Origin of the sequence: Sorangium sp. So ce836, from assembly GCF_028553905.1 — a bacterium.
Lineage (GTDB): Bacteria > Myxococcota_A > Polyangia > Polyangiales > Polyangiaceae > Sorangium > Sorangium cellulosum_D.
This window is the reverse complement of record NZ_CP102233.1, coordinates 6,258,646-6,271,986: the sequence shown is the minus strand read 5'-3', so window position 1 is coordinate 6,271,986 and position 13,341 is coordinate 6,258,646. Positions and strand designations below refer to the sequence as shown.

At 72.7% G+C, this 13,341-nt stretch carries 6 protein-coding genes; 2 read left to right on the top strand and 4 right to left on the bottom strand.

Going from position 1 to position 13,341, the window contains the following annotated elements; all coding sequences use genetic code 11:
- Positions 1-127: 127 nt before the first annotated feature.
- Both NQZ70_RS22645 and NQZ70_RS22640 read left to right on the top strand, forming a co-directional pair.
- Positions 128-1,153, top strand: a complete 1,026-nt coding sequence (locus NQZ70_RS22645) for a hypothetical protein (protein WP_129576046.1) — start codon at positions 128-130, stop codon at positions 1,151-1,153.
- 76 nt (positions 1,154-1,229) lie between these two features.
- Positions 1,230-2,984 carry a hypothetical protein gene (locus tag NQZ70_RS22640; RefSeq protein ID WP_237245529.1) on the top strand — a complete coding sequence of 585 codons (1,755 nt, stop codon included), beginning with the start codon at positions 1,230-1,232 and terminating at the stop codon, positions 2,982-2,984.
- A gap of 216 nt (positions 2,985-3,200) precedes the next feature.
- Here the strand turns inward: NQZ70_RS22640 and NQZ70_RS22635 are convergent, their stop codons facing one another.
- The 4 genes from NQZ70_RS22635 to NQZ70_RS22620 form a co-directional block, all read right to left on the bottom strand.
- The gene (locus NQZ70_RS22635) at positions 3,201-5,549 is read right to left on the bottom strand and encodes a TIR domain-containing protein (protein ID WP_207217926.1); all 2,349 of its coding nucleotides are present in this window, start codon (positions 5,547-5,549) and stop codon (positions 3,201-3,203) included.
- 107 nt (positions 5,550-5,656) lie between these two features.
- Positions 5,657-6,739: a hypothetical protein gene (locus NQZ70_RS22630; protein ID WP_129576045.1), complete on the bottom strand. Its 1,083-nt coding sequence runs from the start codon at positions 6,737-6,739 to the stop codon at positions 5,657-5,659.
- 518 nt (positions 6,740-7,257) lie between these two features.
- Entirely contained in the window at positions 7,258-7,845 is a 588-nt protein-coding gene (locus tag NQZ70_RS22625; RefSeq protein WP_129576044.1) for a Uma2 family endonuclease, read from the bottom strand.
- Positions 7,846-8,016: 171 nt separating this feature from the next.
- On the bottom strand, positions 8,017-13,212 hold the full coding sequence (locus NQZ70_RS22620; RefSeq protein ID WP_129576043.1) for a pentapeptide repeat-containing protein: 5,196 nt from the start codon (positions 13,210-13,212) through the stop codon (positions 8,017-8,019).
- Positions 13,213-13,341 lie beyond the last annotated feature (129 nt).

Sequence of the window (13,341 nt, the reverse complement as noted above, 5' to 3'; positions counted from 1 at the left end):
GAGAGGGGCCGCTCGATATCTCTCGATATCTGCTGTCGCTTGGTAAACGGACTCCTGTCGACGCAATGCCCTCGGCCTTGCGTCGCTCGAGGTAGGGTCGGGTGCCTGCGCGGAGCTTGATCTCGAGATGCGACAGCTCTCTCTCTTCGAAGGCCGCACGCTCACGGCGGAGCCTGGCCTGCTCGACGGCGCCGCCGGCCCGCCGCCTGGCGACGGCGCGCCCGCGGGGCAGCTCGACCTGTTCGCGCAGCGCACGCTGCGGCTCTCGCGCGCGGCCGGGGCGGTCGCCGCGGGGGAGCTCGGCGAGGCGCGGCGGACGCTCGCGGAGCTCGCGGCGCTCCGCCCGGCCGACGCCGACGTCCGTCGCCAGTCCGACCGGATCGCCGCGCTCGATCGGGAGCTCGCGCGGGCCGCGGCCTCCGCCGCGCCGGCGGCCGCGCTGCTCGAGATCGCGCGCGGCCTCGATCTCGAGGGCGGCGCCTTTGCGTCGCTGCGCCGCGTGCTCCTCGGCCGCGTGGCGGCGGCGCTCCGCGCGGCGGAGGGCGACGACGGGCGGCTCGAGGGGCAGCCTCCCGGGTACTACTGGCTCGCGGCGGGCGAGGTGGCCGAGGCGCACGCCTCGCTGCTGCGCGCGGTGGAGGCCCGGCGGAGCGCGCGCGCGCTGTTCCTGCTCGGCGACGCCGCCACGTCGCTCGGCGAGCCCGCGGCGCGGCGGTTCTACCTGGAGGCGCTCCTCTGCGATCCGTTCGACGCGGCGCTCGCGTCGGCGCGCGACGAGGCGGTGCGCGGCCTGCCCGACGTCGCGCGCTACGAGCTCGAGATCGAGGACGAGCCTGCGGCTTGGTCGGCGCCCGTCGGGATCGTGACCGGCGTGCTGCCGCCGCCCGTGGGGATCGCGATCGCGCTCGACGACGCGGGCTCCGGGGGCGCTGCCGCGTCCGGAGGAGCGCCGGATCGGCCGTGGTCGCCTGCGCAAGACGAGGCGCTCTCGATGGCGCGGCGCTTCGTCGCGGCGCTCGCCGCGGCGTCGTCGCGGGAGGCGCGGCGGTCCGGCGAGGCGGTGATCGAGGCGCGGCGCGCGATGAAGCGGCTCGCGCCGGCGCTGTTCGCGGCGTACATGGCGCGGGGCGGGGGGGCGCTGCAGGGCGGGTAGGGCCCGCCGCGTCGCCGCCTGTCGGGCGGAGAGGGGCGCCCGGCCGGGTCGCGGTCGTTTACGCTCGAAGGCGGCCATGAGGAGTCGCCCTGTCATCACGCTCCGCGTGCCCAGGGTCGTGCACGCGGGCGACACGTTCGACGTCGGGATCTCGCTCGACTGCGCCGCGGAGACGCCGATCGACTTCGTGCGCGTGACGCTGGAGCTCACGCTGGCCGTGCAGAGCAGCACCGACGAGGACCGGAATTTCTCCGGGTCTCGCGATCTGCTCGCCCTCAGCGTGGATGTGGCCGGGAAGGGGCGGCTCGGCGCGGGGATTCATCGCTACCGGGTCTCGTTCACGCTGCCGGGCGACGTACCGCCGTCGCACGCCGGCGCCATCGCATCCCTCTGCTGCAAGGTCGGCGCGCTCGTCTCCATCCCGTGGTGGATCGACGCCGCGGAGAGCAAGGAGATCCTCGTCCGGCCCTCGATCGCGGAGGCGCCGAGGGACGAGCCGTTCACCGGCGCGAGCGGGCCGGAGAGCGGCGCATTCCTCGAAGTGTCGCTGCCGGGCCGGACGTTCGCCCCGGGCGAGATCCTGGCCGGGGCCGTCGCCTTCCGCGGTCTCGCCGGGAGTCGTCCGATCGCGCTCGACGTCGCGCTGGTCAGCGTCGAGCGCCATCGGGCGAGGGACCGGTCGAGCCAGCGCCGCCGGCTCTCGTTCATCCAGGATCTCACGACGATCGCCGAGGGGCAGGAGGTGCCCTTCCACATCGCGCTGCCGCGCGGTCTCGCGCCGTCCTTCAGCTTCGGCGACGTCTCCCTGGAGTACGTGCTGGAGATGGCGCTCAAGCACATGGAGGGCCGGCTGCTGCACCGCGTGCCGGTGTTCGTCGACATGTTCGAGCCGCGCGCCGGGCTCGAGGGGCAGCGGCCGCGCATCGGCGCGGATCGCTGGCGCGCGCTCTGGTCGCGGGTGGGGCAGCGGATCGATCTGTCGCTCGCGGAGCGGGAGCTGGCGCTCCGCGGGGTGCGCGCGGGGTGCGCCGTGGAGGTGGTCCCGGCCGAGAGGGAGTCGTGGGGCGGCCTGGGCGCGGCGGTGCGGTTCGCGGAGCCGTGGGGGCTGCGTCTCGACGTGCGGCCGCGTGCCTTGCTGGAGCTCGGCGGGGTGGCGACCGGGGACAGCGGCTTCGATCGGCGTTTCCGGGTGCGGGGGCGGGAGGAGGCGCAGGTGCTGGCGGCGCTCACGCCCGCGCTGCGGCGCGCGCTGAGCGCGTTCGGCCGGGCCGAGGTCGACGACGCGGAGGCGCGGGTGTGGAGCGCCGCCGGGGCGTTGGACGAGCCCGAGCTCGCGGCGTTCCTGGCGCCGGTCGACGCGCTCGCGCGGGCGCTCGCGGAGGCCGGCGCGGCGCTTCCGCCGCCGGCGGCGATGGCCGCGTGGCTGCCCGCGTGGCGCCGCTTCGCGGAGGAGAGCGACGGGGTGCTCCGGGTCGGATCGATGCGGCTTTCGGGGACGTTCGAGGGGGCGGGGTTCGAGGTGGAGACGCTGTTCAAGGGGGCTGCGCCGACGGGGGCGCGGCTCGCGCTGCGGCTGGATCCGCCGATCGCGGGCGCGGCCAGGCCCAGGAGGGCGGCGGAGCAGCGGATCGCGGGGGCGATCCTGGAGCAGGCGGCGCGCCTCGGGGGCGTTGCGGGCGCGGAGGAGGGGGTCGCGGTGGCGCCGGGGGAGATCGCGGTGGTGATGGCGGGGCCGCTCGCGGATCCGGCGGCGGCGCGGGAGGTGCTGCGGCCGATGCTGGCGCTGGCGCGCGAGATGCGGGGGGAGCGGCGGGGAGGGCCGTACCGGTGAGGGGCGGCGAGGGGCGGGGGGATGGGAGATGGGGGAGGGCTGGTCGGCGGGGTGGGCGGGCAGGTCGCGATATGACTATCTACCTGGATACGCTCGTCTGCGATCCGTTCGACGCGTCGCTCGCGTCGGCGCGCGACGAGGCGGTGCGCGGCATGCCCTACGTCGCGAGTCGCCGCGCCTGTCTCCGCTTTGTACCGTTAACAACAGATATTGGTTTCAGTGCGATAGCAGAATGGGTCTTGGCCGGCGAAGCATTCGTATCGTACGCCGCGCCCATAGCCTCCGCAGCTCGTTCCCTCGCACGCCCAGTACGTCGTGCTCGCTGGCTGCACATCTGGCGTCTCCAAGATCTCGACTTCGCTCGTCTCTCCGAGCTCGTCGTCCCCTTCGTCCGGACTCGCGGCCACACAGCCAGCGATCGACGATCCAACGATCATTCCGGCGAACAAGTTGGCGAACAGCCTCTTCATAAGCACCTCCGACGCGTTGTAGGCTCACACACAGGGTCACCGAACGCAAGCGGGACGACGGACGCCGAGCCGAAGACCTGGCCCGGGAGCTACCCGGAGCTCCTCCGGAGCGACTCGACCGCGCGCCGGATGCCCTTCGCCACGTCGGTCCAAGCTGCGTCGCGGTCCGGCAGAGCGTGATCGGTCTGGCATCCTTCGGCAGCGCCTGGAGCCTGGCGAACGGCGCGCTTTGCCAGTCGGTCTCCCGTAGAAAGATCGGGATGACGCGGGCCTGGCCGGCGTCGTGGCGCGCCATGGCGCGCTTCATCTCCTTGTCGAAGCAGTAGTCGGAGGCGAGGAAGTCGGCGCTGACGAGGAGGAGGATCACCTCGGCCTCGTCGAGATTCCTGTCGATCTGGCCTGCCCATTCATCGCCGGCGGCGATGCGGCGGTCATGCCAGCTCTGGAGGAGGCCCTCGCGTTCGAGGAGGGAGAGATGGGTCTCCAGCTCGTCACGGAGCGCCTCGTCCTTGTGGGAGTAGCTGAAAAAGAGACGGACGGGCCTGGGCGCTGCGACGGCGCTCTCGATCGGCGCGGGCTCGGCGAGATCGAGCAGCCAGAGGTTGCCGTTCGCATCTCCGGCGCAGAGGAGCTGGTGCGACACGGCCACGCAATGAAACGGGCTGATCCCGTGGGCCGTGTCCAGGCATTCGCCTGTCGTCGTGTCCCAGATTTTGAGCGTCCTGTCCAACGAAGCACAGACGATGCGGCGGCTGTCCGATCGGATCGCGCACGCCCGAAACCCATCGGCGTGGCCCCCAAGGGTGGAGAGGAGCTTGCCCGTCGCGAGGTCCCATACCTCGATCGCCCTGTCCAGCGAGGTGGAGACGACACGCTGGCCATCAGGGCTTATGGCGCAAGAGCTGACCCAGCCGGACTCGCCCTCCATCGTGGAGAGGAGCTTCCCGGTGGCGAGGTCCCACACCCTGAGCGTCCTGTCATCGGAGGCAGAGACGACGCGCTGCCCGTCGGGGCCGATGCGCTTCGGCCCGAGCTTCTCCGCGAGGAACGCGCGGAACGCCTCGTGGTAAGGCCGGTAGGCCCGCGCGCCGCGCCACGAAGCCGGCTCCTCGAGGAGCAGCGCCCGCGCTGCGCGAAGGAGATCCTCCCCGACCTCCACGTCGTTCCACCCCCACGCCGCCTCGATCTCCTCGAGCGGCAGCGCCTCGCGCGCCGCGCAGACCAGCCCGAGGCCGTTCGCGACCAGCCCGAACTGCTCCCGCGGCAGGCTCCGGAGCTGCTGCCAAATCTGCTCCAGGAACCCGCTCAGCCCTCGGGGCAGGCGCTCCACGCGCCGCTGCTCGACCGGCTGCTCCTCGAGCCATTCCCGCAGCTTCACCGCATAGAGCAGGTCCCCCTCCGCCCGCGCGACCGCCTCCTCGACGAGCTTCGGGTCGAGCCGCGGCGTGAACTGCGGCGCCTGGTCGGCCCAGAACGCGCGGCAGGCCTGCTCGTTCGAGCCCGTCCATTCGGCCGCATCGAGATCGATGCGCCGCACGTTCCCGCGGCTCTCCAGCCACCCGAGGTGCGGGTACTGCGGGCGCGAGGCGCAGAGCGCATGCACACCCGGCGGCAGCGCGTACGGCAGGAACCCCGGCAGCGGGTTCTGCCCGGCGCCCTCGCTCCGCGCCTCGTCGAGGCCGTCCACGACGAGCACCAGGCGCTCTCCGCGCGGAACGAGCTCGCGCTTCGACACCCTGGCGAGGAGCTCGATCAGCCGGCTCTCCGGCCGCGCCTCCGGGTCCTTCTGCGCCGGGTAGAGCGCCTCGATCTGCGCCGACAGGGAGCGCGCGACCGCCTCGGGGCGATCCCAGCCCATCACGTCACGCCGGAGGAAGCGGTGCGGCGCCCTGCGGCCGCGCTGCTCCTGCACGTCGAGCCATCGCGAGAGGATCGCGCTCTTGCCCATGCCGGGCCCGCCCGTGACGAGCACCCAGCGGCCCGACGCGCCCGCGCCGTCGAGGTGGCGATCGGTGGCCGCGAGCACGTCCTCTCGACCGGAGAAGTGCTCGTGGCGGCTGCGCTCGATCTCGAAGTCGATGAGGTCTGCCGCCACGGCGCCAGTCTAACAGACGACCTTCTCGGGTCGCCGCAAGGCTTGCTGAAGACGGGGAGAGGGCGCAGCGCAGCGCGCGGCGCCCCTCCCCATCTTCGTTCACACGGTCATCCGTCCGTCATCTCGGCCGGCGCGCCTCCCGGCGCTTCCGCCGGCGCGCTCTCCGGCGCATCCTCGGGCGCCGTGGCCGCCCCGTTGCTGCCGAGCGCGACCGCGGCGCGCAGCGCGGGCAAGAGCTCGTCGGCCTTGCGTTTGCCGAGCGCGACGGCCGCGAGCACCTGGAGGTGGTCGTAGCGCTCGGCGACGAGCGCCGCGAGCTGGTCGCGCAGGATCGACTCTCCGGTGCGCTTCGGCACCGCGGCGACGGCGTTGCCTGGGCGCACCTGCTGCACCAGCGCGCCGCCCAGCGTCGCGAGCAGGTCGAGCTTGTCGGCAGGGAACGGGTGCTTTCCGGCGAGCGCGCCGGCGAACTCGGCGAAGAGCCCCGGGAGGGCGACGAAGTCGCGCGCCTTGTCGAGCTTGCCCGCGCCCGCGCGCACGGCCGCGACGCGCTCGCGCGGCAAGAGGCCGAGCAGCGGGTGCGACGCCACCTCGAGGTAGGTCAGCATCAGCTCGCGCCACGGCGCGCCTTCGGCCAGCATCCTGTCGATGTCGCCCGCGCTGAGCGTCGCGACCGGCACGCGCGCCGCGCTGAAGTCGAGCGCCATGACCAGGGCCGGCAGCTCGAAGACCTCCTTGAGCCTTGGCTCGCGCAGCGCGCTCACGGCGGCGGGCAGGTGCGGATCGAGCGCGTCGAGCGCGGCCCTGACGTTCGCGCGCATGAGCAGCGGCTGGCCGGTGAAGACGGGCAGATCCGCCGCCGGCACGCGCTCCGCGAGCGGCCGGAAGTGCGCGAAGGCGCGCTCGGGGGCCTCGTCGGTGAACGCGTCCGCCCGCGCCTCCGCGATGAGCGCCGCCGGATCGACGCCGGCCCGATCCCTCTTGCGCGCGCTCCGAGCCTCCTTCTTGCCGGCCTTCGCGGCCTTCGCGCCGTCTCGCTTGCCGGCCTTCGCGTCCTTCGCGCCGTCTCGCTTGCCGGCTTTGGCGGCCTTCGCGCCATCCCTCTTGCCGGCCTTCGTGTCGTTCGCACCATCCCGCTTGCCGGCCTTCGCGTCCTTCGCGCCAGACTTCCTGTCCTTGTTTCCGCCCATGGGTCTCCCTCCGTGTGAGCGCGGTTCGTTCAGCCGGCGACCGTGCCACAGCGCCGGCGGCCTGTTCAATCCGACCGCACTGACGGCGCACCGCGAGCGGCGGCGAAATCGTGCCCGCGCCGCGGCCCGGTGCCGGAGGCGCGACCTGCGTCCTCCCGCCGCAGCGACCCGGGCAGCGCTGCTGCGCTCTCAGCGCTGCGTCCCGTTCAACGGTGGAATCGTAATATGGCTTACAAATCTGTGTCCTGGGCGACGGGTAACCCGTGGTTTGGCTTGGAGGGCCGTGTCCCATCCGGCGGGCAGGCCGTTCCTGAAGCGACGCGACGCGCTCCTACGTCCGCTTCCGCGCATGGCCGCCGATCGCCACGGCGACCGTCGCGGCGAGGAACACGATCTGGATCAGCGTCCGCGGCACGAGCGGCGCCTCGAGATTACCTCGGCGGGCGGCGATCGACGCGCGACCACGGCGCGCGAGACAACGAGCGTTCGCGGCCCAGCGGTCGATCGGCCGTGGTGCGTCAATCGCCTTCGAGATCGAGATCCTCCCACCAGATGGCGAGATCGATCTCCACCTCTTCGAACGGCTCGGCGCGCACCCGCTCCGTCGGACCGTGAACGCCGAGCTCGAGCCAGCGGCCGTCGACGAGGCGGCTGACCGCGAGCGATCTCGCCTCGGGATCCACGTACCAGAGGTGGCCCACGCCGATCTCGGCATAGAAGCGTCGCTTGACGATGAGATCGTAAGCGCGCGTCCGGGGAGACAGGACCTCGCAGACCCAGTCCGGCACCACGCGGATGGGCTCCTTCACGGGCAGGCGAGGCAGCCGCTCGCGCCGCCACCCGGCGACGTCCGGCGAGATCTCCGGGGCCCGGGGGAGCTCGACGCCGGGCTCGACGAGGAGCCACCAGCCCCCGGGACCGTTGCGCCGCTTCTGGAAGGGGCCGTGGAGGTCGGCGGCGATGCTGGTCTCGAGGCTGCCATGCGGGGCGCGCGGGCGGGGAAAGGCGTAGAGGTCGCCGTCGATGATCTCGCCGCGCATCGTGTCGGGCAGCGCTTCGAGGTCCGCCCTCGTCGCGGGGCGATCCAGCTTTCGGGCAAGGCTCATCGGGGTGCTCCCAGCTCCCACGGAGCTTACCTCACCCGGGGCGCGCCGCGCGAACGCGACCGCGGCGGCGGGCAGCCAAGAGCGACGCCCCTGGTCGCCGAGCAAGCCGGGCGGCGTACGCGGCTCGATCGGAACTGGTCGGGAGCGGCTGATCTCTCGACCCCCCTGCGCTCAATCCGCGCGACGCGAAGGCCGCTCGGGGAGCAGCGCCTGGTCGTCCGGAATGCGCAGGCCGGGGATGAGCGCGTCGAGCTCGCCTGGCTCGAAGCGGCAGAGGTTGGCGGCGTGCCAGAAGCCGCCAGCGACGTCGCGGCCGAGCTTGTAGCGGCCATCGGGGCGGAAGGCGACCCAGCCCTCGCCGAGCTTGAGGAGCACGGCGAGGCACGCGCCGGTATGCACGTCCCAGAGACGAACGGTGCTGTCGGTGGAGCTGGAGATGAGCGTGGCGCCGTCAGGGGTGAAGGCCACGCTCAGGACCGCACCAGCATGCCCTCGCAGGACACGCTCGAGCTCGCCGTTCACCTCCCAGATGTGGATGGTGCTGTCGTTCGACCCCGAGGCGATGAGAGCGCCCCCGGGGCCAAAGCACACGCTGTTCACTGGGCCCGAGTGAGCGTTCAGCCTGTATATCGACTCGCCGGCAGCGATGTCCCAGACGCGAACACTGCTGTCTTGCGAGCCCGACGCGAGCAGCGCCCCGTCGGGGCTGAACGCCACGCTCGCGATCGTATGCTCATGGCCTTGGAGCACGCGCGCCGCGTCCCCTCTCTCCAGGTGCCACAGCCAGATGGTCCGGTCTTGTGAAGCGGAGGCCAGCGTCGCGCCATCAGGGCTGAAAGCCACGCCCGTCACGCCGCGGTCGTGGCCCTGGAGCACCCGCAACGCAGCGCCGGTCGCCGTATGCCAGAGCCGTACGGTCCCGTCGAACGAGCTGGACGCCAGTCGCTGACCATCAGGGCTGAACGCGACGCCCACCACGTAGCTGGAGTGACCATCGAGCCTCCGCACCAGGCGACCCGTCGCGACATGCCAGAGCTCGACGGACAGATCCCGCGCACCTACGGCCAGGATCGAGCCGTCAGGGCTCAGCGCGAGCTTCGAAAAGACGGCCACGGCATTTCGAAGCGTGGACAGCATCTCTCCCGTGAAGAGCTGCCAGAATTGAATGCCAAACTCGTCGGACTTGAAGGCGACCGTCGTGCCGTCGCGGCTGAGGGCGAACTGTGAAATGGGGCTCCTCGGTTGCCCAAGCGCGCGTTGCATGCTGCCGGTCGGCACGTGCCATAGCCGTACGGTCTCGTCGAGAGAGCCCGAGGCGAGCGTCGCGCCGTCGGGCGCGAACGCCACGCTCATCACGGCGAACAGGTGGCCGTGGAGCACGTGCAGGGTATCCCCGGTAGAGAGGCGCCACAGCCGTACCGTCTTGTCGAAAGAACCCGAGGCGAGCGTCGCGCCGTCGGGCGCGAACGCCACGCTCATCACGGCGTAGGAGTGGCCCTGCAGCATCTGCAAGACTTCTCCGGTCGACGTCTGCCAGAGGCCGACGCTGCGGTCCATGGATCCGGAAGCGAGGATCGCGCCGTCGGGGCTGAACGCCACGCTCAGCACGCTGCCCTGGTGCCCGCTGAATACGCGGATCGTATGCCCTGTCGATACGTCCCATAGCCGGACCGTGGTATCGTACGAGCCGGAGGCGATTGTCCTGCCTGTGGCGCCAAACGTCAACGTCGTCACCGTTTGCGAGTGACCCTGGAGCAGGCGAACCTCTCTGCAGGTGGACACCTGCCACAGCCGGATGGAGCAGTCGCGCGATCCGGAGGCCAGCAGCTCTCCGGCAGGGCAGAACGCCACGCTCGTCACGTGATCGGAGTGCCCCTTGAACGCGCAGATCGCGCTGGCCGTCGACACGTCCCACAGCCGGACGGTGCAATCCTCGGAGCCAGAAGCGAGCGTGTATCCGTCAGGGCTGAAGGCGAGGCTGGTGACCGTGCCGGAGTGGCTATCCAGCACGCGCAGCGCGCTGCCGGTCTGCACATCCCACAGCGTGATCCTCCCAGAATGTCCGGTGGCGAGCAGCGCGCCGTCCGAGCTGAAGGCTACCGCGGTGCATTTCCCACCGTAGTGCCAGGTCGGCTCGAACATGGCCGCCTCCGGCATCGCCGCGCCGAACGTGTCGCACCCGTCGAACCGCGCCCCCCGCGCGCCCACCAGCTTCGCCCCGCGCAGCTTGACCGCGGCGAGCCTCGCCCCCGTCAGGTCCGCGCCCACCAGCCGCGCTCGCACCGCCGTCGCCGCCGTCAGATCCGCCGCGCAGAGCGCCGCCCTCGAGAGGTCCGCCCCGTCGAGCAGCGCCCCCGCCATCAGCGCCCCGCGGAGGTCGGCCCCCACGAGCTTCGCCTCCCGCAGATCCGCCCCCCGCAGGTCGCACCCGCGCAGGTCCTTGCCCGAGAGATCCTGCCCCCGCAGGTCCGCCCCCGCGAGGTTCATCCGCTCGGGCACCCCGAGCCCCATCCGCCCGTCGATCCGCAGCGCGTTCGCCGCGGCCACCGCCCCCCACGCTCCGCCGAGCGCCGCCCGCACCCACGCCGCCGCCGCGTCGCGCCCGGCGAGCGCACCGAAGAAATCGGCCATCAGGTCGCTCACCTCGCGCTGCGCGAGCGCCGGCGCCTCCCCGGCGCGCTGCACCTCCTCGGCCGCCTCCCGCGCCACGAGCCACTCGAGCACCGACTGGTGGATGAAGCGGAAGTTCTCCTGGTCGTCCCACACGAGCAGCGTGCCCGACCCGATCTCGTGCGTCGCTACCGCCACGTCGAGCTCGTGCCGCCCCAGCGCCTGCAGCGCCGCGATGAGCTCCGCCGGCAGCTCGCGGATGTTCACGCTCTGCTCCGTGCGCTGCCACAGCCGCGTCGCGAGCTCCGTCACCGCGCGCCACCGCTGCGCCACCGACAGCCCCGGCTGCGCGCCCTTCGGGTGCGCGCGCTCGTACTCCCAGACGAGCCACCGGTCGAGCAACAGCCGGTACAGCCCCGCCGACGTGATCTCCCCGTCGCCCGCCTTCGCCTGCCGGAGCTGCGCCTCCTCGATCTCCGCGATGAACCCCAGCATCCGCGGGTTCGCCGACAGGCCGAGCAGGTCCTTCACGTCCGCGAGCAGCCGCACGCGCGCGTCGGCCGCCTCGTCGCTGCCGAGCCGGTTCACGAGGAACCTGCCGATCTGCGCCCCGGTGAACGGCATGAGGCGCGCGAGCCGGTAGCCGGGAAGCAAGGCGGCCCGCTCCGCGAGCGCCGACCTCACCTGCTGCTCCGAGATGAAGTGCTGGCTCCGGCTCGTGACCACCACCTTCGCCGCCTTGCCCTGCGCCGCCTGGATCAGCGTGTCGAAATGCTCGACCGCGCGGTCGTACGTCACGCGGAACGCGAGCTCGTCGAAGCCGTCGAACAGGAGCGCGATCCGCCCCTCGGCGAGCATGTGCCGGAACGCGGGCAGGTCGATCTTGCCGAGCCCCGCGAGCGCGAGGTGCTGCGCGATGAGCGCGTTCAGGTCGCGCGCCTTCTCGAGCGCCCGCATCTCGATGAGCACCGGCGTCAGCGGGCCGCCCGCCTTGCCCATCCGCCGCGCGAGCTCGTGCAGGAGGAACGTCTTGCCCGTGCCGAAATCGCCGAGCACCAGGACGAACCGGCTGTGCTCCGCGTCGAGCAGCTCGGTGAAAGCGTCGAGCGCGCGCTCGTGCAGCACCTCCTCCTGGCCCACCGTGAGCGCGATGCGCTGGTCGACGTAGAGCGCCGGCGGATAGGTGGGGTCCCGCTCGAGCTTCGCGTTCTGCCACGCGAGGTAGCCGCGGAAGTCGATGAGCCCCTGGTACTCGAGGAACCGCACGAGGCGCACGCGCCGCGCGCTCGCGTAACGGACGAGGTCCTCCGGCGCGGGCTCGCCGCCGTAGACGAGCGTGGACACGAGGCCGGGATCCTCGCGCCGGTACGAGGCGTCGATGCTCTCCAAAAACGCGGAGACCGCCTCGGTCGAGATGCCGGTCTCGAGCGCCGCGAGCGGCGCGATGCGGACGATGCCGCCCTCGTTGACCGAGACGCGCAGGTAGACGCCGAAGGGGAGGGGCGCGTCGAACCACTCGATCTTCACGCCCTCGGGCTCGCGGAGCCTGCACACGCGCTCGACGCGCGAGAGGAAGTCGTCGCTGCGCCCCTCGCCCGGCAAGAGGATGTCGTCGTGGTGCTCGGCGTGGCCGCTCCCCGCGCGCGCCGAGAAGCGGCGCAGCCGGCGGCCTCGCCCGGTGTCCTCGGGGCGCTCGGCGCGCGCGGGCTCCAGGGTGCGCCGCAGGAACGCGAGGAGGAACTCCGCCGACGCGCGGCACGCGAACGCGCGGAAGCTGTCGTCCTTGTCGTGGTCGCCGTGATCCGAGACCGCCTTCGCGATGATCGACCGCCGCCCGAGGCGCTCCGCGACGTAGCCGATCGCGGCGGCCTCCATCTCGACGCCGAGCACCTTCCGGCCGATCGACTTCAGGCGCTCGAACAGCCCGGCGTCCTCCTGCACCGCCTTGCCCGTGGCGATCGGGCCGATGTGCACGCGGAACGGCCGGGCCTCGGGCGGGCCGTCCGGGTAGATGAGGCGCTCCCGGCGGACCTGCGCCAGGCCCGCCTCGGTGAGCTCGAGGCCGCCGTCGCCGATGCGGAGCACGCCCGCCGCCTCCAGCTCGCCGATGCGCTCGGCCCAGCCCGGGCACCGCTCGGCGCGATCCGGCCGCGCGACGGGCGACGGCCCCGCCTCGACCTGGCTCGCGTAGAGCGCGTGCCGGAGCCACCACGCCTGCGACGCCCTCGACGGAGGGCGCGCGGCCGCGAGCGGCGTCTGCCGCTCGAACTCGCGCGCGAAGAGCGCGGCGTCCATGTTCCACGTCCGCTCGAGGTTGTACGTCTCGAGGTCGTGGAAGAACGCGCCGTCGCCGCCCCCGCCGGGCGCGGCGACGTGCTTGCCCTCGTCATAGCTGTAGACCCGATCCGCGACGATGACGTCGCCGAGCGCCACCTCGCCGCGCCTGCCGGCGCAGATGCCGCACATCGCGAGGCACCCCGGATCGAGCTCGTCGATGAGCCCCTGCGCCCGCGCCGCCGCGGCGCTCTCGCCCATCCGCCCGGACCACGCGGCGGCGACGCGGAGCGGCGCTCCGCGGTCGTTCGGGAGCTCGCGGACGTAGTACGGAAAGCCGGCCGGATCCCGCGCCTCCCGCCAGCCGTCCCGGCCGCCCTCGCCGAGCGCGAGCACCGCCTCGAGCTCGTCCTGCAGCGCGGTCACGACCAGCGCGTCGACGCGCGCTGGGTCGACGCGCCGTGTGGGGATGTCCAGCGACACTTAGTCAGTCTAACAAACAAGCGCGCGCGCCATCGCGCAAGCTGTCGGCGTCCGAGGCGCCAGCCGGGGCCCTCGCGGGCGGCGCGGCATGCAGCGCGCGCACGCGCCCCGCGTGCCCTTGCTGTTCCT